General features: G+C 59.3%; 18 protein-coding genes. 11 read left to right on the top strand and 7 right to left on the bottom strand.

What is annotated here, in order from left to right:
* The first annotated feature begins 118 nt into the window (after window positions 1-118).
* Window positions 119-1,303 carry a hypothetical protein gene (locus SH664x_RS17380; protein WP_437203035.1) on the top strand — a complete coding sequence of 395 codons (1,185 nt, stop codon included), beginning with the start codon at window positions 119-121 and terminating at the stop codon, window positions 1,301-1,303.
* Window positions 1,304-1,335: 32 nt separating this feature from the next.
* Here the strand turns inward: SH664x_RS17380 and SH664x_RS17375 are convergent, their stop codons facing one another.
* The 4 genes from SH664x_RS17375 to SH664x_RS17360 form a co-directional block, all read right to left on the bottom strand.
* Complete coding sequence (locus tag SH664x_RS17375) at window positions 1,336-2,607, bottom strand: hypothetical protein (RefSeq protein ID WP_437203033.1); 1,272 nt, start codon at window positions 2,605-2,607, stop codon at window positions 1,336-1,338.
* 114 nt (window positions 2,608-2,721) lie between these two features.
* On the bottom strand, window positions 2,722-3,774 hold the full coding sequence (locus SH664x_RS17370; protein ID WP_437203031.1) for a thioredoxin-disulfide reductase: 1,053 nt from the start codon (window positions 3,772-3,774) through the stop codon (window positions 2,722-2,724).
* Window positions 3,775-3,990: 216 nt separating this feature from the next.
* Entirely contained in the window at window positions 3,991-4,761 is a 771-nt protein-coding gene (locus SH664x_RS17365) for a hypothetical protein (protein ID WP_437203029.1), read from the bottom strand.
* A gap of 299 nt (window positions 4,762-5,060) precedes the next feature.
* Window positions 5,061-6,797, bottom strand: a complete 1,737-nt coding sequence (locus SH664x_RS17360) for a hypothetical protein (RefSeq protein ID WP_437203028.1) — start codon at window positions 6,795-6,797, stop codon at window positions 5,061-5,063.
* Between the two features lie 420 nt (window positions 6,798-7,217).
* Here SH664x_RS17360 and SH664x_RS17355 point away from each other — a divergent pair, with 420 nt between their 5' ends.
* From SH664x_RS17355 to SH664x_RS17320, 8 genes are all read left to right on the top strand, one after another.
* Entirely contained in the window at window positions 7,218-8,240 is a 1,023-nt protein-coding gene (locus SH664x_RS17355; RefSeq protein WP_437203026.1) for an AAA family ATPase, read from the top strand.
* A 339-nt stretch (window positions 8,241-8,579) separates the two neighbouring features.
* Window positions 8,580-9,164, top strand: a complete 585-nt coding sequence (locus SH664x_RS17350) for a response regulator (RefSeq protein ID WP_437203024.1) — start codon at window positions 8,580-8,582, stop codon at window positions 9,162-9,164.
* Window positions 9,165-9,393: 229 nt separating this feature from the next.
* Window positions 9,394-10,467 carry an AAA family ATPase gene (locus tag SH664x_RS17345; protein WP_437203023.1) on the top strand — a complete coding sequence of 358 codons (1,074 nt, stop codon included), beginning with the start codon at window positions 9,394-9,396 and terminating at the stop codon, window positions 10,465-10,467.
* 109 nt (window positions 10,468-10,576) lie between these two features.
* Window positions 10,577-11,329 (top strand): DUF1559 family PulG-like putative transporter, encoded by a 753-nt coding sequence (locus tag SH664x_RS17340; RefSeq protein ID WP_437203022.1) that lies wholly within the window; start codon window positions 10,577-10,579, stop codon window positions 11,327-11,329.
* 40 nt (window positions 11,330-11,369) lie between these two features.
* Window positions 11,370-12,122 carry a DUF1559 family PulG-like putative transporter gene (locus tag SH664x_RS17335; RefSeq protein ID WP_437203020.1) on the top strand — a complete coding sequence of 251 codons (753 nt, stop codon included), beginning with the start codon at window positions 11,370-11,372 and terminating at the stop codon, window positions 12,120-12,122.
* Between the two features lie 40 nt (window positions 12,123-12,162).
* Window positions 12,163-12,924, top strand: coding sequence for a DUF1559 family PulG-like putative transporter (locus SH664x_RS17330; RefSeq protein ID WP_437203019.1), 762 nt, complete (start codon window positions 12,163-12,165; stop codon window positions 12,922-12,924).
* A 43-nt stretch (window positions 12,925-12,967) separates the two neighbouring features.
* A complete protein-coding gene (locus SH664x_RS17325; protein ID WP_437203017.1) occupies window positions 12,968-13,711 on the top strand; it encodes a DUF1559 family PulG-like putative transporter in 744 nt (247 codons plus the stop codon).
* Window positions 13,712-13,754: 43 nt separating this feature from the next.
* Entirely contained in the window at window positions 13,755-14,510 is a 756-nt protein-coding gene (locus SH664x_RS17320) for a DUF1559 family PulG-like putative transporter (protein WP_437203016.1), read from the top strand.
* 60 nt (window positions 14,511-14,570) lie between these two features.
* On the opposite strand, the gene SH664x_RS17315 is transcribed toward SH664x_RS17320, so the two are convergent.
* Window positions 14,571-15,698: a dienelactone hydrolase family protein gene (locus tag SH664x_RS17315; RefSeq protein ID WP_437203014.1), complete on the bottom strand. Its 1,128-nt coding sequence runs from the start codon at window positions 15,696-15,698 to the stop codon at window positions 14,571-14,573.
* 89 nt (window positions 15,699-15,787) lie between these two features.
* Window positions 15,788-16,894, bottom strand: a complete 1,107-nt coding sequence (locus tag SH664x_RS17310; RefSeq protein ID WP_437203013.1) for a DUF4185 domain-containing protein — start codon at window positions 16,892-16,894, stop codon at window positions 15,788-15,790.
* 212 nt (window positions 16,895-17,106) lie between these two features.
* On the opposite strand from SH664x_RS17310, the gene SH664x_RS17305 reads away from it, so the two are divergent.
* Entirely contained in the window at window positions 17,107-18,114 is a 1,008-nt protein-coding gene (locus tag SH664x_RS17305) for a zinc-dependent alcohol dehydrogenase family protein (RefSeq protein WP_437203011.1), read from the top strand.
* Window positions 18,115-18,354: 240 nt separating this feature from the next.
* Here the strand turns inward: SH664x_RS17305 and SH664x_RS17300 are convergent, their stop codons facing one another.
* Complete coding sequence (locus SH664x_RS17300) at window positions 18,355-19,515, bottom strand: D-2-hydroxyacid dehydrogenase (protein ID WP_437203010.1); 1,161 nt, start codon at window positions 19,513-19,515, stop codon at window positions 18,355-18,357.
* Window positions 19,516-19,889: 374 nt separating this feature from the next.
* Between SH664x_RS17300 and SH664x_RS17295 the strand changes: the two genes are divergently transcribed.
* Window positions 19,890-20,837 carry an aldo/keto reductase gene (locus SH664x_RS17295; protein WP_437203009.1) on the top strand — a complete coding sequence of 316 codons (948 nt, stop codon included), beginning with the start codon at window positions 19,890-19,892 and terminating at the stop codon, window positions 20,835-20,837.
* Window positions 20,838-20,847: the final 10 nt, after the last annotated feature.

Raw genomic sequence — 20,847 nt, 5'->3', positions numbered from 1 at the left:
GCCGGGGCTCGGATTCCCTCTGGATTTTCCGTCTGAAAGGGACGATGCAACCGAGAGCAAAGATGCCCCCAACAGGGTGCTGCTCTGCCCGGGTCACGGAGGCTGGACGAGAATATCGATGGTGGCAAGCGGACGCCGAGCTGCGAATCTGACTCATCGCCCGCAGCTGCTGGCGGTGTTGCTGGTGGCGTTGTGCGGCTTGGTGAACGGAAGTTCGGCAGAAGATCCGGAGCCAACGCCCGCTGCTGCGACCACTGAAAACGTTCTCTCTGGGGAATCGCTTCCGTTGCCGCCACTCCCCGCCGAAGTGGCTCCAGAGAATGTCTTCTCCGAGCCGCCGTGGTTTGAGGGAGCACCCGGTGCTCTTCCGGGCGGACCGGTCAGTCCCTGTCCGCCGCTGATCGCCACCGGCGCGATGCCGGGCTGTCCGCAATGTCCGGAAGGCTACTGCTATCGGGGTGTCGATCATCTGGGCAACTGCTTCCATGATCGCTTTGGTGAGTGCAACTGCTTCGCCCGGGCTGCGGACAATACGGTTCTGGCAGTCCACGGGATGTTTGATCACCTGTGCTTTGGTAAAGACCTCTGCCAGGCGGGCATTCAGGATACGTGGATCGGCGATCGTCAGCAGATTCAGGCGGAGCAGGCCGATCCCGTCCGCGCGGCCCTGCAGTGCAAGTTCGTGAACTGGCGACTCAACAGTATGTATCTCGTCGGCTGCATGCCCGAGGGTTACAACCTGTATCCGTTCATCGTTTCGGTTCCCTCTGTCGTGTTCTCACCGGGGCCGGCCTGTCCCGACGGCGTTCTGGAACCGGGAGCCGATGTGAATGAAGCGGAGCAGATTGACGGCAACACGCATCGCGCGCTGGCGCAGATCTCGCTGAATATCACTCCGCCGAAGGGGGAACTCCCTTCCGACCGGGCCGCTGTGAAGTTTGCTGCCGCCGGGAGCAGGATGCACCTGCCGGGAACGCAGCGAACCTGGGCGACCAGCCACTTCTACTGGAACGCCTCGCTGCTGAATCATCAGCCGCTGTACTTTGAGGATGTCAATCTCGAACGGCATGGGTTCTCATATGGTCTTGCTCAGCCTCTCGTCTCCGGTGTGAAGTTCTTCGCCACGATTCCGACGTTGCCCTATCAGGTCATCGCGCAGCCGGCGCAGATGACGCAGTACACACTCGGAGAAGCCCGGCCGGGGGACAACGCTCCGTATGTGCACGAGCGGCTGCGGCGCAGTCTGGATGCCACCGTCGTCGAAGCGGCCGTGATCGTCGGCCTCGTCTTTCTGATCCCGTGATCTCTTCGTTAAGCCGCAGTGACAGGGACTACTCAGGGAGTCTCTGTCAGGGTGATGATGAACATCTGCCGCGTCTTCCCCGCATCTTCGGAGATGGTGGTGAAGGCGAATTGCGTGCCATCGCGATTCCAGGCGGGGGCTCCGTCAATTCTCAGTGGACCGCGCGTCCATTCTCCGCGAGAGAAGGGCTTCGTCTCCAGCAGAAGACCTGTCTCCTTGCTGATGACCGCATAGCGGTTCTCAATGCGACCGCTGGAGAAGCCTTTGACGATCAACCTGCCATCCGGTGAAAGGGCAATGTCTCCATCTCCGGCAGACAACCCCGGAATTTTTCCGGTGAAGCGGCGGAGCGTGGTGTTGTAGAGGTCTCCCTGAGGAGTGAGGACCCGCCCATCGTCATTCCATTCCAGATGACCGCCGATGAATTCCTGCACGGTGAGTCCTGTGCCGTCAGGCCGGATGGTGAATGGGACGTTGACCCGATCCTCTGCCGGAAAATCTTCGAAGTCTCCCCGGCAATAAAAGTAGATCTCGCTTCCATCACGGTTCCAGAGCGTGTGATTAATGAACAGCCCCTTGCGGTCGAGATCTTTCCACTTCATCGGGAAGTGTCGCTGTAGTTCTGACTGCAGCGTCGCGAAGGAGACGAGCAGTCGACTCTCGCCGGTGGCGACATCGGTCAGAAAAATACCGTCGTTCGCGGGCGCCGGTGCTTCTCCCGTCCAGTCGAACGCGACCGGGTAACCGGTCACCGGTCGGAGTCGAGCCATCCTTCCATAATTCAGGCCGAGGAACTGGCCCCCTTGCTGGGCCACGCCGCTGTTGCCGAAGGGAGTCTCGCCAGACTCGAATTCACGCACGCGTTTGCCCGCTTGCAGATCGTAGAGGACCGTCCGCACACGGTTCGTTTCGGGATCGCGATCATTGAAGAAGAACTGTGTCTCCGGCGCCTGCGGATTCCAGTAGAACATTGTCCCCTGCTGAAAATTCCAGGCCCGGCACTGATCGACGACACGGACCTCGTTGTCACGCTGGGTGTCGATCAACACCACATTGGCCGCTTCCCCCGGGTGCGGCATGCGGTCCTGAAAGTCGGTTTGCAGGGCCAGCAGATACCGGCCGCTGGCGTTCCAGGGGGTCGTGCCGACATGGCCGATGTAACCGAAGAAGTGGCAGTGGGGACCGTGAGTGATCTGGCGAACTGTGTACCCCGTTTCCGCACCGGCACGGGTCGTGAGGCTTCCCAGCAGCAGGCAGATCCAGAAGGAAAAGCGGAGGCCTCCAGCAAACGCATTGCAAGTCATCGATGTCCCCTTCCAGAAACGAAAATACTCGAAGACCGTGAGGGCTCCGAGTATATCGGGATCTTTTACTGCAAAGGAATGATGAGGGGAGTCGCTGCTGCCCCGATCGGATCATCAATGTCCCTGCAGGGCGAGCCAGCGTTCGCAATCGAGGGCAGCCATGCAGCCGGACCCGGCCGCCGTGATCGCCTGGCGATAGTTGTCGTCAGCGACGTCGCCGGCTGCGAAGACCCCTTCGACGCTGGTGTTCGTTCGGAAGGGAACGGTCCACTTGATGTAACCTTTGGAGTTCACTTCCAGCTGACCTTTGAGGAAATCGGTGTTCGGCGTGTGGCCGATGGCAGCGAAATAACCTGTGACCTGCAACTCTTCCGTTTTGGAAGAGTCGATGGTGCTGCGGATGCGCACACCGGTCACTCCGGTTTCATCCGTTCCGAGCACTTCGTCGATCACGGAATTCCACTTGGGCTCGATCTTGGGATTCTTCAGCGCCCGCTCCGCCATGATCGGGCTGGCGCGGAACGAATCACGACGATGCACGATGTAGATCTTCGATCCAAACTTGGAAAGGTAGTCCGATTCTTCCATCGCGCTGTCGCCACCGCCGACGACGACCAGCGGCTGATCGCGAAAGCGGGGAAGTGCTCCATCGCACACGGCACAGGCGGAAACCCCCATGTTTTTGAAACGCTTTTCCGAATCGAGACCGAGATAGTTTGCCCGGGCCCCCGTGGCAATGATCACCGATCGAGCTGAAAATGTCTGACCATCCGAAGTCCTCATGACGAACGGACGCTTGGACAGGTCGACTTCGGTGACATCTTCCATCAGTGTGCGTGTGCCGAAGTTGATCGCCTGCTGGCGCATCAGCTCCATCAGTTCCGGACCGCTGACCCCTTCGCCACGATGAGGAGCCATCATCTGCCGACGTTCTTTCGGCAGTGCATGATCCAGGTAGTGCCCCAGGTTTCCATGCGGGAAGCCCGGAAAGTTTTCGACCTCGGTGGTGATCGCCAGCTGCCCCAGAGGAGGACGGCCGAGGTCCCAGTTCTCCTGAGTCATGGCTCCTTCGATCACCAGCGGCTTCAGATTGGCACGGGCGGTGTAGATCGCTGCCGCCCAGCCAGCAGGACCTGAACCAATGATGATAACCTGTTCCGACGTCATTCTCTGACTCCTTTTGTGTGATCAAGGGATGATCACGCACTCAAAAACGGTGGATCTGCTGATTTGTTCAGTTGGATGGGCAACGCGGAACCATATCGTATGCCGAGGGGATTTCGCGAGCCAGTGGGGCCGAAGGAACGGCGACTGGATGTACTGGACGGTACATTCCATCCCGACTCGACTTACAGAGTGCTCTGAACCCTTCTCGAGGGGCCGTTATTGTTGATGTCCCACCCGGATCACTTCGGCCCGGCTTTCCACATGCTGTTCGAATTGCGGCAGGGCTGTTGATTGTGGCAGGCATTCGCGCAGCTCATGTGCCGCTGCGGCGACGACCTGACAGCTCTCCGGCGGGACCTGTTCGAGCAGATTGAGGAACTCCGCCAGCGAGACAGCCGCTTCCAGTTGCTGTGTGAGGAACTGGCGCTCGTTCGCGGTGACAGGGCGGGCAGAATTCTCGATTCCCTGGACCAGCTCCCGCAGATGGATGGTGGACCTCAAACGGGCTTCCCGCAGATTGAAGTCGGGCCCGAGACTCTGACGGGCCCACGCACAGCTGATGCGCACGGCGAGTGAGGCAAACGCTTCCGGCTGGATATCTACAGACTTGAATGCCCGCTGAAGACTGGCATCGCGGCTCCAGGACTCTCCCTGCACCACCGGGTCGAGCGCCTGCTGACATTGTAGCTGGCGTTGCTGCAATTCCGCGCGCAGGTTCGTCAGCTGCAGTGGTGTGAAGTCCTGTTTGACGAATTCCGGCGAGGTCTGCCCCGGAAGATTGCGGACGACCTGAATGAAGGCGGCGACATCTTTCGGGCGCAGCGGTTCAGAAAGGGGAGCGACGTCGATCGTCACAACGGGCAGCGTTGCCGACGATGCTGCCGAGGGTGAAGACGATCCCGAGCAGCCAACGATCGTCAGGCAGACAACTCCCAGCAGGGCTGTCCGGAGCAGGGGACCTGTCAGCTGTTCAGAAAGGAATCGCATCAGGGGTGCTCCGGGGCACAAGGACTGTTGCGGAAAGATGTAAGCAGTCGAACTCGGGAATTTCGTAGTCGGCATCGACGAGTCAACCGGTTTCGACGGGAGTGCTCTCTGCCGAAGAAAAAACCGGGCGTCCTGATGGTCGATCAAGACGCCCAGCGCGAAGATCGGATGTTTGCAGACTGCCGGGCAATCAGGTCGGGAACTTTTCGGAGTATGTTCTCCCGTGTTCACGCTGGTCGAGTTGTGGCTTCGATCAGGCGATATGCACCCTGCGCGGGGACTGGAAAAAGTAACCGGCTCTAGAAGTTCCAGTCGAAACCGACGTTCAGCTGATTGGCCCACCACGATTCCCGACGTTCACGAATTTCCGGGAAGAGGGGGAACCCCTGCCATTTGATCGAATCGATCGGGCGGGCCACTTCGCCAACGAAAGTGAAGGTCCAGCCGACCCGCAGCCGGGCATGCTCGAACAGCTCCATTTCACGAATCACCGGAACGGTGTCGAGAATGTTGAAGTCGGCAAAGATCGACTGCTGGAACACCGGTGAAACGTGAGTTGAGCTTTTGCTTTGGCTGAAGGCCGAGTTGTAGTTGGCATCGTCGAGGATGCGCGGGACGAGGTATCCCTTGAACCGCACGTCGACCAGCGGGTCGCCGATATTGTCTCCGGCAAGATCAAACTGCTGGTGATTGGCTGCGATTCCGAGGATGGTTTCCGTCCACATCCTGAAGCCGCGGCCGTTGGGCTGACCGAGGTCAATCCGGAAGCCGACTTCAGGACCGGCGATGTTCGACTTGATCGAGTTCGACAGGTTGGCTTCGTACTGGTCGTAGAGCAGTTCGATGGAATCGGGCCGGAAGGTTTCCTCATCCACGCTGTAGTTGAAACCGCTGTCGATCCCGCGGAAGGCGAATCGCTCGGCGAGGTACATGTAACGCAGACCCCATAACGGTCGGATCATGATTCCGTTGTTGCGATACGCGGGCTGCTGATAGAAGCTGACGTTTCCACCCCCGGCCTGTGTTTCGAAGGTCAGGCTGTAGAGGACGTCATACTTGGCAGTCGATCCCAGACCGAAACTCGGGCCGGCGACATCTTCACCGTTGTAGAGGGGAATGTTTCCGCCGAGGGTGGTCAGATTCTGACCTTCGAGAACGGTGGTGATATTCTGATTGACCTTCACCCCGTTGATGTACTCGTAGCCGCGAGTGAAGTTAGAGCCGGTGTCAAAGGCCCACCAGACGGTGGCCTGCGTTCCGGTGTAATCTTCATTCATGTAGCCGAGGCGACCGGTCAGGCCGAGCGTCGGATCGGGAGCCGGCATCGTGTTGCCGGAGCGGATCGGAAAGTACGCCGGCGAGGCACTGTCGGTGTAGGCCGAGTCCGAAAGGGCTGGATAGGGAATGACCCGCGGGTCGATCACAAAGTTTCCGATCGGCGCCGGATCGACGTTCGGTGACTCGACAAACGGTCCATACAGCGGGGACTGGAACATCCCGTACGGATAGGCGATCGAAGGATCATTATAGAGGGCCTTGGCGTACGGAGAGCCGATCGTGCCGTTCCCGACATCGCGCGGACGGAATGCCATGAACTCGAACGAGCCATAGTATTTCCGCTGGCGATAGAACATCTCCTTGAACCACAGCCCGTTGTCGTTGTAGTGCTGAGTCTGGCCGACATTCCCCGCCTGGAAGGGGCTGATTTCGGGCCAGGGCTGAAAGCCCGCGGGCGTACCGGCCGGCCACAGCGTCGCCGGATCTGCGGGGCCGCCGGGCATGGCGGGTGAGGGGGCCTGATAGCCGCCGGGGCCGGGGCTGCCGTAGTAGCCGCCTGCTCCAGACAAGGGATACGTGGCTCCCTCTGGCATTGCGTAGGCCGGCTGCCCGTAAGCGATCGGCTGCTGGGCCGAAGCGCTGGCTTGAGCTCCCAGCATGAGTGCCGCGCCCGTGACCGCTTTCATCCACGGCTGAATCCGCATCAGTACGTCCTTGACTGGTTGGCCGAACCCGCATCCGTTCTGGCGGGGCGACATTACAGGAATCCAGTTCCTTGTGGGCCGTCCCGATTCGCCCGTCACAATGGACGATCTGGGCGCGCCGGGAACGGACCTGAGACTGTTATCGGATTCGCGATCAGTCAAACTGTACCGATTGTGCCGTGGGTGCCGCTTTTTCCGTGGGTGCTGGTTGTGGCGAATGCAAGGGGTGATTCCCCGGGGGAGCAATTCACGGGTTTTTCCACAAATCGCCTTCGCACCGCTGCTTACCGCTGCGTACGAAGCTCGGAGTGGATTCGCATCACCCCCGCGAATCGGCAGAAACTGCCGGAGATGGTCGGTTCGCAAGTTCACCCCGGGACGTTAGCATGACTGAACGGACGTAACGTCTGCCACGGTTCCACATGAGGCGGCTCCGTTCGCCGCGCCGACGGCACAACAGGGAGTGAGGGGCACTTGGCTGCTGATAAGCGAGACTTCGATGACTTTCTGGAGAAGTTCAAACGCCATCGCGAACTGATGACGGACGAGCTTCATAAAGTGGTGATCGGGCAGGATGCCGTCATCGAGCAGATCCTGTCCGCGATCTTCACCGGCGGACACTGCCTGCTGGTGGGGGTGCCGGGACTGGCCAAAACTCTCGTCGTCAGCACCATCGCCCGGATTCTGGATGTCGACTTCAAGCGGATTCAGTTCACCCCCGACCTGATGCCCTCGGATATCACCGGCACGCACGTCCTGGAAGAGACCGAATCGGGTCGGCGGGAGTTCCGCTTTGTGCAGGGGCCGGTCTTCACCAACATTCTCCTCGCGGACGAAATCAACCGGACGCCGCCGAAAACCCAGGCGGCATTGCTGCAGGCGATGCAGGAACGGGAAGTGACCGCCGGGCAGGAGACGTTTAAGCTCCCCGACCCGTTTTTCGTGATCGCCACCCAGAACCCGATCGAGCAGGAGGGAACCTATCCTCTTCCGGAAGCACAGCTCGACCGCTTCATGTTCAATATCAAGGTCGATTACCCCAACCTGGAAGAAGAAGAGAAGATTCTGAGCGCGACGACGCGGGGTGAGCGTCCGGAAGTCCGCAAGGTGCTGAGCGCCAAGTCGATCCAGTATCTGCAGAAGCAGATCAACATGATCGAAATCGCCCCCATCATCGTGACGTACGTGGCGCGGCTGGTGCGGGCGACCCGTCCAAAGGACTCGGGGGCTCCCAAGTTCATCAAGGAACTGATCGACTGGGGGGCTGGCCCGCGGGCGGGGCAGTATCTGATCCACGGGGCGCGGGCCGTCGCAGCGATGGATGCCCGGCCGACGATCTCTTTCGAAGACATTCGCCGGGTGGCGATTCCAGTGCTGCGGCACCGCATCTCCCCCAACTTTCAGGCTCAGGCGGAGGGCTTCGACAGCGATTCCATCATTACCCGCTTGCTGGAAGAAGTTCCGGAACCCGCGATCCCGAAATACCGCCCGACTTAGCAAAAATGCCTATTTGGTCGGCGTCCGCGGTTCGTCCCATCCGACTGTGGAGGAAGCCGGGACTCAACACCAATCTGTCATGATGGTATGAGTTTAGGAAGGGCGATGTTCCGTGCGGCTGGGAAAGCCGGGTGGTTCAAACCCCCATTGACCGATTCCGCAGGATGGATACAATCGGATCACATGGAAGTTTCGGTAAAATCCGCATCTGCGGCGGAATTAACAGTCTCGGCGAACTCTTCACGGATGAAGATGCCTCCCCTCGCGTTTTCGTCTTCGTCCGTCCGGGAGAAGCCAGTGCTCGGCCTGTGATCAGGCTGTTAGGAGGATGGAGCACCTATGAAAACGGTTTTCACGACCGGTGAAGCAGCCAAGATCTGCAAGGTCAGCCAGCAAACAATCATCCGCTGCTTCGACTCAGGTCAGCTGAAAGGATTTCGGGTTCCCGGCTCGCGCTTCCGCCGGATCCCGCGCGACATCCTTTATAAGTTCATGAAGGATAACGGTATCCCGACCGATGCACTCGAAAGCGGGAAGCGCAAAGCGCTGATCGTGGACGATGACCGCGATCTGGTGGAACTGCTGCGTGACTCTCTTGAGGCCGATGGCCGCTTCGAGATTCGCACCGTCAACAACGGCTTCGACGCCGGAATGATGGTCAAGGAGTACCGGCCCGACGTCATCATCCTCGATGTGATGCTCCCCGATATTAACGGTAAGGAAGTTTGCCAGCGGGTGCGGAGCGATCCGTCACTCGACGACGTCAAGATCGTCTGCATCTCCGGAATGGTCGAAGCCGACCGCATTCAGGAACTCCGTGATGCGGGTGCCAATGACTTCCTGCAGAAACCGTTCGAAGTCGAAACGCTGATTCAGCGTGCCTGCCGGCTGCTGGATCTGGATGTGCATCTCGCCTCCTCGTAAACCGGTCCATCACGGATCGCCCCGGTCCGTCGCGCGAACACTGCGGCGGGCCTCTCGAGGCCTCGCCGCTCTGCGCATCCCGGAGAGAACGTTTGGCCCGGGCCAACGTCGGTCGGCGGTCCGGGCATAATGTGCGTCGCACCTGCTGCCATGCGAATTGAACGCGCTGCGTCCAATTCCGTATGATACGGGGACGACGCTCATTTCGTTTTGACAAAGCGCACAGAACATGACCGATCTGGCGGGGACTGCCGGCAGCGAAGAATCGACTCAGACCCGCGGTGCTGCCGACATGGAGGCTCAGGCCATCCGGGGTCTGGCTTCCGCGTATGCCCGACTGCGGGAAGAGATCGGCAAGGTCATTATCGGCCAGGATGAAGTCGTCGATCTGCTGTTGATCTCGCTGTTCAGTCGGGGACACTGCCTGCTGGTGGGGGTCCCCGGGCTCGCGAAAACGCTGCTCGTCAGCACGATTGCCCGCATTCTGCAGCTGTCGTTCCGTCGCATCCAGTTCACTCCCGATCTGATGCCCTCGGATATCACCGGGACCGATGTTCTGCAGGACGATCCGGAGACCGGGCGAAGAACGTTCCAGTTCATGCAGGGACCGCTTTTCACGCATATTCTGCTGGCGGACGAAATCAACCGGACCCCTCCCAAGACACAGGCAGCGCTGCTGGAGGCGATGCAGGAGCGGCACGTCACCGTCGGCTCACATACGTACCGGCTTCCTTCTCCCTTTTTTGTGCTGGCGACCCAGAATCCGATTGAGCAGGAGGGGACCTATCCGCTCCCCGAGGCTCAGCTTGACCGCTTTATGTTCAACGTGGTGGTCCAATATCCGACCGCTGCGGAGGAACTGCGCATTCTGAAGCAGACCACCAGCAGCCATGAGCCTGAGCTGAAGCCGGCACTGACCGGTGCGCAGATTCTCGCCTTGCAGGAGGTAGTGCGGAAGGTGCCGGTCGCGGAGCATGTGTTTGTGTATGCCCGTGATCTGGTACGGGCGACTCGTCCGGCAGAGGAGGGGGCTTCCCCCTTCGTAAAGAAGTACCTCGCTTGGGGAGCCGGTCCCCGCGCCGGGCAATATCTGATCATGGGGGCCAAGGCCCGGGCCATTCTGGCCGGCCGATTCCATGTGACAACGGAAGATATCCGCAGCGTGGCGGCTCCGGTGCTGCGGCATCGGATTCTCACCACCTTTCAGGCGGACAGCGACGGAATCACCCCCGAGCATGTCATTGCGCAGCTGATTGAACTCGTTCCGCAGCCGATCCAGGAAAAAGCAAAAAAACTGCGATAAAGCGGGCGGCTCTGTTTTCTTTGCTTCGGGCCAGAAATTTCCAGCGGCACGGCCTGGCTGTGCGTAGTTGAGAGATCGAGTGCGCGTGAATTCGTGCAGAGGGCCAGAAATGAATTCTCAACCGGAATCTGACGAGCAGTCTGCAGTTCAGCAGCCTGCGCAGAAATCTCGGAAGAGTGTTCGCATCTGGCAGGGAGTTGGAATCTGTCTGCTGCTCGCGGTCCTGCTGCTGCCGTTCACTCGCGACATTCGACCGGCAGTGGAACGGAGCCAATGCAAACGCAATCTTTTTCAGATCGGGCTGGCGCTGCGCAGTTATAGCGACATGTGGGAGTCGCTTCCGCCTGCTTATACAGTCGATGCGAGTGGCAACCGTCTGCATAGTTGGCGAACACTGCTTCTTCCACATCTGGGACAGGAAGAACTGTTTCAGACAATCGATCTTTCAAAACCCTGGTACGACCCGGTGAACCGGATTGCCTGGAAGACTGAGGTCTCAGTTTATCAATGCCCGAGCGCTCAGCTGCGGGATGGATTCACAAACTATATGGCAGCGGTGGGGCCGGATTATTGCTTCCTGTCGGATCGCGGTCGTCAGTTGTCAGAATTTCAGGATGGCCTTTCGAATACCGTTGTCGTGTTCGAAACGAATGCCGCTGAGGCTGTGCACTGGATGTCTCCGTATGACACGAGTGCCGAGTTCTTTGTGAACTTCAACCCCGAGACGCAGCATTTCCACACCGGGGGGCTGCAGGTGTTGATGGGGGAGGGCAGTCCCCGTTTTATGTCAGCGGATGGGAGTGCGCAGCTGCGGCAGGCGTTGCTGACGGTATCGGGCAACGAGCCACTCGGTGAGTATTGAATCGGTTTGCTGGCAGCAGCGACCCGCAGCGAGGAGTGTGATGATGGAGAGTCCAGATTCTGCATCCGGGAAGTCGGTGACCGGTTCCTCGTGGTTCGCCAGAATTTTGAACGTCGCGGCCATCGTCATCGTCTTTGGAGTGCTGATTCTGATTTTTCTTCCCCCACTTCCCTCAGATGGGGTTCAATCTGCGAGACGCCATCAATGCAGACACAACCTGAAGCAGATCGGCTTGGCACTCCACAGTTATGTTGATCGCTGGGGAGCCCTTCCGCCGGCGTACACAGTCGATGCCAACGGGAACCGCCTGCACAGCTGGCGGACGCTGATTCTGCCGTATCTGGATCAGGCTTCGCTCTATAAGAGAATTGACCTTTCGAAGCCGTGGGATGATCCGGTCAATCAGAAGGCGTGGGAGCAGAATCTGCCGGCTTATCAGTGTCCGGGTCTTGAAGTTCCGCCGGGCTTCACCAATTACATGGCAGTGGTGGGACCGGATTATTGCTTCCTGCCGGATCGCCCCCGGCCGCTGTCGGAGATCACCGATCCACTTTCCGCCACGCTAATGGTCTTCGAGATAACTGCAGCAGAAGCGGCGCACTGGATGTCCCCCCACGATGCCAGTCCTGAGTTCTTTTTGACATTCAACAGCAGGACAAAAATCCCGCACGCCGGAGTCTTGAATATCCTTTTTGCGGATGGATCAGCCAGGTCGTTATCGACGGAGATGCCTCGCGAAACCCGGCAGGCGTTGCTGACGGTTTCGGGCAACGAGCCACTCGGTGAGTATTGAATCGGTTTGCTGGCAGCAGCGACCCGCAGAGAGGAGTGTGATGATGGAGAGTCCAGATTCCTCAACTGGCGTACAGCCAGCGAGGTCGAAGCTGCTCGCGGTTGTCTCGTCGGACTGGTTTCTGGCTGGAATCGCGAGTGCCGTCGTCCTGGGATTTGTGATTCACTTCCTGATGAATGCATTTGGACCCCGCCCGATCAGAGAACATGTCCAGTGCAGGAACAATCTGAGGCAGATTGGTCTGGCACTGCACAATTATGCTGACATTTGGGGAGCGCTGCCTCCGGCGTATACAGTCGATGCGAACGGCAAGCGCCTGCACAGCTGGCGGACGTTGATCCTTCCGTATCTGGATAGTTCTCCTCTGTATCATTTGATCGATCTGACAAGGCCGTGGGATGACCCGGTGAACAAACATGCGTGGGATACAAACCAGCCTGTTTATCAGTGCCCCGGTCTCCAGCTTCCGGCGGGCTTCACCAATTACATGGCAGTGGTGGGACCGGATTATTGCTTCCTGCCGGATCGAGCCCGGCCATTTTCGGAAATCACCGACCCACTTGCCGACACCGTGATGGTCTTTGAGACAAGCGCGGCCGAAGCAGTCCACTGGATGTCTCCCCATGACGCCAGCCCTGAGTTCTTTTTGTCATTCAACAGCGAGGCACAAATCCCGCACAATGTGGTCCTGGAAATTCTGCTGGCAGATGGAAGAGTTCGAGCAATCTCTTCAGAGACTTCGCACGTAACCCGACAGGCGTTGCTGACGGTCGCGGGCGATGAGCCAGTGGGAGAGTATTGAATCGGTTTGGTGGCAGCTGTGAACTGCAGCGAGGAGTGTGAAGATGGAAGGCTCAGATTCCGCATCCGTTAAGTCGGCCGGCGGTTCCTCGTGGACCGATTGGTTGTTGAGGCTGGGAGCAGCCGTCGTGATCGGCGGGTTGATCATCACGATGTTGACTCCCGTCACGCGCTCGGTCCCGGCAACGAAACGAACAGATTGCATGAGAAACCTCAAGCAGATTGGTCTGGCACTGCACCACTATGTCCATGACTGGGGAGCATTGCCCCCGGCGTATACAGTCGATGCCAATGGGAACCGCCTGCACAGCTGGCGGACGTTGATTCTGCCATATCTGGATGAGGCTCCGCTCTATAAGAGAATTGACCTCTCGAAGCCGTGGGATGACCCCGTAAATCGACCGGCGTGGGAGCAGAATCTTGCGGCGTATCAGTGCCCCGGTCTCCAGCTTCCGGCTGGCTTCACGAATTACATGGCAGCGGTGGGACCGGACAATTGCTTCCTGCCGGATCGGTCCCGGCGGCTGTCGGAAATCACCGACCCACTTGCCGACACCGTGATGGTCTTTGAGACAAACGCGGCCGAAGCAGTCCACTGGATGTCTCCTCATGACGCCAGCCCTGAGTTCTTTTTGACATTTAACAGCGAGGCACAAATCCCGCACAATGCAGTCCTGGAAATTCTGCTGGCAGATGGAAGAGTTCGAGCAATCTCTTCAAAGACTTCGCACGTAACCCGGCAGGGGTTGCTCACGGTTTCGGGGAATGAACGACTCGGTGAGTATTGAAGCGATTTGGTGGCAGCTGTGAACTGCAGCGAGGAGTGCGACGATGGACAGTCCAGATTCCTCCAATGGCGTGCAACCAGTGACGTCGAAGTTGCTCGCGATTGTCTTCTCGGGCTGGGTTCTGGCAGCAGTCGCGATTGCTGTCTTCATTGGATTTGTGATCACGTTGCTGTTCCCTGCCGTGGGAAGCGGTCCCGCATCGAAACGCTCAGTGTGCAGGAATAACCTGAGGCAGATCGGCTTGGCGTTGCACAATTATGTCGATCGCTGGGGAGCATTGCCGCCGGCGTATACGGTCGATGGGAATGGCAACCGCCTGCACAGCTGGCGGACGTTGATTCTGCCCTATCTGGATCAGGCTCCGCTCTATAAGAGGATTGACCTCTCGAAGCCGTGGGATGATCCGGCCAACCGTCTCGCCTGGGAACAGACTCTGCCTGCTTATCAGTGTCCGGGGCTTAAACTTCCGGCGGGCTTCACGAATTACATGGCCGCAGTGGGACCGGATTATTGCTTCCTGCCGGATCGCCCTCGGCCGCTGTCGGAGATCACCGATCCGCTTTCCGCCACGCTGATGGTTTTCGAGACAACTGCCACGGAAGCAGTGCACTGGATGTCCCCCCATGACGCCAGCCCCGAGTTCTTTCTGACATTCAACAGCAAGACAAAAATCCCGCACGCATCCATGCTCGCGACCCTGTCTGCTGATGGGACAGTGCGGCACATTTCGGATCAGGCATCGCGCGCCTACCGGGAGGGAGTGCTGACCGTTTCGGGCAACGAATCGCTGACCGAGTAGTCAGCGTGAATGGTCTGCCAGACCGTTTCACCCATCTGGCATTGCCTGTGAGGAGGCTGGTCACCACCCGGCGGGCGATGGCGACTTCGTCGGCAGGAAATGCTCCAGCCAGTCGAAGGATTTGTTCTGCGACTCGGGTGAGTACAGGTGCCCCTCGTTGTGAATCAGCAGTGCCTGGCGGGGCTCGACTCCATAAAGTCTGCTGACCTGCTGCCCCACTTCAATGTAGGGCCACGAGCGTTTTCCGTCGGCACAACCCTTGCCCGTTTCTCCACCGAGAACCAGAAAGGGACGGGGAGCAATGAGTGCCACCAGCTCATGATGATTGCGGGGGAAATCGGGAGATTGAATCGCCTTCCCGAGATACCAGTCTGCCTCCCAGTTGGTGGAGTCGAGGCCGAGGCCCCCTTCGCTGGCGACACCCGCCTGAATCCGATCGTCCAGAGCGGTCAGATACAGAGCCTCTTTGGCCCCCAGGGAATGGCCGATGGTCCCCAGCTGCTTCGCATCGACGCCGGGAAGAGTGAGCAGCACGTCAACCGCCCGCATGCCGTCGGCGACCATTGTCGCCATCCCCAGGCTTTCAGGATTTCTCTTTCTGGCGGCCGCGACCGCCTTCAGGTAGGTCGACTCTTCCCAGAGATAGTTATTGGGACAGATCACCACATAACCCCGCTCGGCGAGTTTCAGCCCGATGTCGCGTCCCGGCTTGACCGTTCCCAGTCCGACATCCGAACGACTGACGTCCGGCGTCGTCCCATGAAAGACGACCAGCCCCGGTCGCGGTGTCACGGTGGTTTCGCGAGGGCGGACAACATACGCCTGCACCCGTCGACCCTGCTCGGTGTTGTACTCGAGCAACTGGCGGGTCACGTTCTCCAGTTCATCGGTCTGCAGCACCTTGATCTCCAGTTCCGCCTGCTGGGGAGGGAGCGGACCGAGAAACTCCAGCCACTTCTTCTTCAGGTCTGCGGCGACCGGTTGCCACTCCTGTTCGGTGGTGATGGTGCGGCCCTCCGCTGTTCGCAGCAGTGGCTGCAACGGCCGCGAAGGGGAGGGGACATCGTTCGGAGCGGTCAGAGCTGTCGCGAGCCAGTTCAGATCGGCGGCCGCTGCAGGCATCGTCGACAGCATCATGAGATTCCAGACAAACAATGCACTGAAGCCGCTACGGGAAATCAAAGACATCACAGGACTCACAAAGGGGGGAGAGGGAGACAAGGTGGGCTGTCCGGCAGCGACCGCATCCGGGAGAGTGCGCATTCCCGAAAAGGCGTTCAGCGCTGCGGAGGGGAGGATTCGATTTGAACTCGCACGAACCGGGGCCAGTAGAGGGTCGCGTCGCGGGTCAACTGGGAGAAATCGAACGAGTTCACAACATAACTTATCACAACTTCATCGGGAGTGGAGAGAGTCGGGTGGGCCTTGGCGGCATAGCAGAAGAGATTTTTGTCGCGTGATGTTTCAGTGGACGTGTAGACGAGGCTCGGTGCGGACCACGGTCCCGCAGGCTGACTCGACGTGCGGGCGATGACCCGGGGGGAGAGACCGGATTCGGTCGTGATCAGAAGGAACTCGTCGCCGAGCGGCGTGACGGAGAACTCGGTCCCCATCAGACCGGCGAGCGGACTCGCCAGCCTGAAATCACTGACCCATTTCCCCTGAGAGAAGTAACGCCACGTGGTCAGGTCGCCAACGGATGATCCCGGCACGCGAGCCACGATCAGTTGTCGATTCGGCACGGCTCCTGCCTGTCGCTGCTCGTCGGTCCCATAGATGTAAAGATCGTCTCCACTCTTTAACAGAGCAGCGCCCCACGAGAGTGTGCGTTGTGACAGGAACAGAGTATTTGGCAGCTGGATCTGTCGAACCTGCCACTCAAGGGGTGGGGCATCGGGATTCGAGACGACCGCCAGCCACTGGCCGATCAACCGAAAGCCGAAAACGTCGTCGGTCTGCCGTTCCACCTGGGTCAGGAATAACCAGAGTCGGTTTCCCACCTGGACGCCGGCCTGCATCCAGAACCAGCCGATCCCATCTGCGGGAGTCAACAGGGCTGCGGGCTCTCCGGATGAGTCCTTGCGAATGAAGAATCGAATCGGTCCGCCGATCCCCTCCTGGACGCCGACGGTGTTGTTGACGAGCGTGCTGTCGATTCGCCTTGTTCCTTCGATGCTGCCGACAAAGGTGTCACTGAAGAGCCAGAGTGTGCGGCTCTCTGGGCCGGCGACAGAGTAGGCACCGTCAGCTCCGATCCAGCCGGAAGTCTGCTGGAACAGGGCGTCCAGATCGGGAGCGGGACGGGCGGAGCGAATGACCGGCGGCCCGGCCTGCAAGGGGAGCGTGAACAGGATGAGGACGATCAGCGTGCAGGGTCGCGTCATGGGTTTGCCTCCAGACTCACCATGGTACTCGAAATTGTTCTGACGTCGCGTGGGCTTCGGCGTGCTACGGGCGACCGACTTCCTGCCGGGGCCGGTTCGCAGAACCCCCGGTCTCGGGTACACTTTCATGAGTCGGAGTGAACTGCGGGAACTCGTATGGCCTGTGTGGCAGCGCAAGCGGTTTGCTGGTTTTCTGGTGTGGAGGTGGTGTGATGGACCGTGCAGTCTTCGTTGAGCCCGGTGGAGGTTACGACAAGGTCGTCCTCGGGAACGCTCCTGCCCGGGCTCCGCAGGCGGGTGAGATGACTGTCCGCCTGCGCGCCAGTTCGTTGAACTATCACGATCTGGCGGTGGTCAGCGGCCTGTGGGGACCGACGGAACGTCGGATTCCGATGGCGGACGGGGCGGGTGAAGTCGTCGCCGTCGGACCGCAGGTGACCGAATTCAAAGTCGGCGATTCTGTCGTCAGCACGTTTTTCCCCGGATGGCTCGATGGTGAACCTGAGGTCACGGACTTTGCAACGGTGCCTGGTGACGGCGTTGATGGCTACGCCCGGGAAGTGGTGACGGTCCACACGAATTACTTCACCCATGCTCCGAAGGGGTGGACTCATGCACAGGCCGCGACACTGACGACCGCGGGCCTGACTGCCTGGCGGGCACTGGTCAGCGATGGACAGTTGAAAGCGGGAGACCGCGTGCTCGTGCAGGGGACCGGCGGCGTCTCCGTCTTTGCACTGCAATTTGCGAAGGCGATGGGAGCCACCGTCATCGCCACCTCCTCGAGCGAGGCCAAGCTGGAGCGGCTCAAGGAACTGGGAGCGGATGAGGTGCTGAATTACCGCGAGACGGCGGAGTGGGGGAAGAAGGTCCTGGAACTTACAGGAGGGGAGGGCGTGGATCACGTGATTGAAGTGGGTGGGCCGGGGACACTCGAGCAATCGATGATTGCGGCCCGGATCGGAGGTCACATTTCGCTGATCGGGATCCTGACCGGACTGGAAGGGAAGCTGTCGGTGCTGACGGCGTTAATCAAGCAGTTGCGACTGCAGGGAGTGCTGGTGGGGAATCGACAGCAGCAGCGGGAGATGATTCGTGCTCTCGACTCGACCGGCATTCGTCCCGTGATCGACCGCCATTTCCCGTTGGAGGAAATTGTGGAGGCGTTCCGGCATCAGCAGTCGAACCAGCACTTCGGCAAGATTGTGCTCGACATCTGACGGGGCAGGGGACAACGGTCGCTGTCGATTGCGGCAGATGGCTGATCTTCAAGAAAAAAACGCATGCAGAGGGAGGGCGATGCCCCGATCTGCATGCGTTCTTTAAGAGATGGAGGGCTTTCCGAACTCAAGTCCGCTGTTCGTGGAACAGGGACTTGCTCCAGATCTGACGCAGCCAGGAATCCGTGGCTGATGTGCTCAACGCGGTGCGGCCGGCAGAGAGCGCATCGCCACAACGATCTAGTAACCCGCTTTCTTGTCGACGACGTTCAGCAGCGGTTCACCTGCTCCAAAGCGTCGAAGATTTTCCTGCAGCAGGGCAGCACCCCGTTCCCGGGTAACCTGAGAATGTCCAGCCACGTGGGGAGTGACCACCACATTGGTGAACTTCCGCAACGGGTGATCCTGCGGCAGCGGTTCCGGATCGGTGACATCGAGACCGGCTCCAGCCAGCTTGCCGCTTTCCAGTGCCTGCAGCAGGGCGTTGGTGTCGACAATTTTGCCGCGGGCAATGTTGATCAGATAGGAATTGGGCTTCATGGCGGCAAAGGCTTCGGCGTTAAACAGGTTTTCTGTTTCCGGCGTCAGCGGCACAGCGATGGCGACGACATCAGCCTCGGGCAGCATCGACAGCAGATCCTGAGGCTTTCCAACCTTGGCGATGTAGTCAGGGCTGGGAGAGTCGCTGCGACGGGTGCCGATCACCCGCATTCCGAAGCCGTGTGCCCGCTGCGCAATCTCGGTGCCGATTCCTCCCAGTCCAACCACGAGCATGGTCTTGCCTTCGAGTGCAATGGGACCGGGCCCCGCTTCCTTACGACGGCCTGAACCGCGGCGGGCATCAGGGGCGGCGGTGATCGGCAGTTCGCGGGTCACGGCCAGCAGCATCGCCATGGAGTGGTCGGCAATCGTCGGTCCATGAACTCCCCGGAAGTTGGTGAGCACAATCTTGTCGTTGCTGGCGAGTGGTTCCATTGTCGCGAACCGTTCCACGCCGGCGCTGGGAACCTGAATCCAGACCAGCTTGTCGGCCTTGGCCAGAAACTCCGGAGTGGCATAGCGGGCATCAATGCCGTGTGCTTCCCCAGCGCGGGCCAGGGCGGCTGCTGCGTTCAGACCGGTGACAATCCGGACATTCGGAGCCAACTCCTTGAGCTTCTTCACCTCAGAGTCAGACAGAGAACTGGCGAAATAGGTGACCTCAACTTTGCCACCGTCTGTCGGAATCGCGACCCGGGCATTGCGCAGCGAACCGATTTCCTCGGCAAGATCCTGCTGCGATGGCTTTGCCTGCGCTGAGGCAGGGGCCTTTCTGACCTCTTCAGCGAATGATTGGCAGGGGGCCACTGTGGAGGCAACAGCCAGGCCTGCTGTTGCAACCATCCAGAGGGAGTATTTCATGGCGGGACTTTCCAGAAGAGAGTTCGAGTGTCGACGGCAGAATTCTTCGGCAGCCGTGATTGATCCAGTCGCCGTGACTGATTCAGTAACTGTGCCGGGATGGTGTCGAATGCCCACAAAGTGGAAACGTTCCCGCTTCCGCCTTTTGTCAGGCTGTAGTTCTCCAGAGATCACGACAGTCGGTCAGTGAAATCGTACTGAGCATTCAATTCAAGCGGCCGCATCGTTGACGCCTAAAAAGATGTCCTTACGATCTTACAAATGCAAGATTGTTGCTGCAATTAAGTCAAACCTGCTGTGGCCGCACCCCAGGTTTCATCACGTGCGCAGCGGTCTCCCTTCTCACTCTTGAGGCGAACACAGGAGCACTGACGATGAATCTTCAATCGATCTCCCGTCGCGATGCGATCAAAGCGGGGATGCTGGCCAGTCTGGTCTGGGGGAAGTCTCTCGCAGCGATGGCTGCCGAGAAATCCGCCCTGCCTGAAATTCTCAAGGCGATTCCTTCCACGGGTGAGAAGCTGCCGGTCATTGGACTGGGAACCAATGCCTATGGGGCCAAGACCGAAGACGAAAAAGTGCCGCTGCGCGAAGTGCTCGAGCAGATGTCGACAGCGGGTGGAAAGCTGATCGATACGGCCCGTGCCTACGGAAAGTCGGAAGAAGTGATCGGTGAACTGCTCGGAAATCTGGGGAACCGGAAGAGCTACTTCATCGCTTCCAAGACCCCCATTCAGGGAGATTTCTCCAACCCCGAAGAAGTCCTGGATGTCTCCTTCAAGGCGCTGCGGACGGACGTGATCGACCTGATGCAGATCCATCAGCTCGGCGGTGTCGAGAAGATGATGCCGGCTCTGGAAAACGCGAAGAAGGGGGGCCGCATCCGGTATGTCGGCATGAGCACCTCGTCCGATGACCAGTATCCGCGGATGCTGGAAGCGATGAAAACCTATCCGCTCGATTTCATTCAGGTCGACTACTCGCTCGAAAACCGCAATGCCGCGGAAGAGATGCTCGAAGTCGCTCAGGAACGGAAGCTGGCAGTTCTGATCAATATGCCGTTTGGCGGTCGTCGTCAGGCAGCCTCCACCTTCTCGAAGGTCGCGAATCGCCCGCTCCCCGAGTGGGCTGCCGATTTCGACGCCAACAGCTGGGCCCAGTTCTTCCTGAAGTACGTTGTTTCACATCCCGCGGTGACGGTGGCCATTCCCGGAACGACCAAGCTGAAGCACATGCTCGACAATCAGGGGGCCGGACGGGGTCGACTGCCGGACGCTGCGATGCGTCAGAAGATTGAAAAGTACTGGGATACTCTGAGCTGATTCCATCGCG

The organism is Planctomicrobium aquicomposti (assembly GCF_051466325.1).
Lineage (GTDB): Bacteria > Planctomycetota > Planctomycetia > Planctomycetales > Planctomycetaceae > Planctomicrobium.
This window is presented reverse-complemented; position numbering and strand designations above follow the sequence as displayed.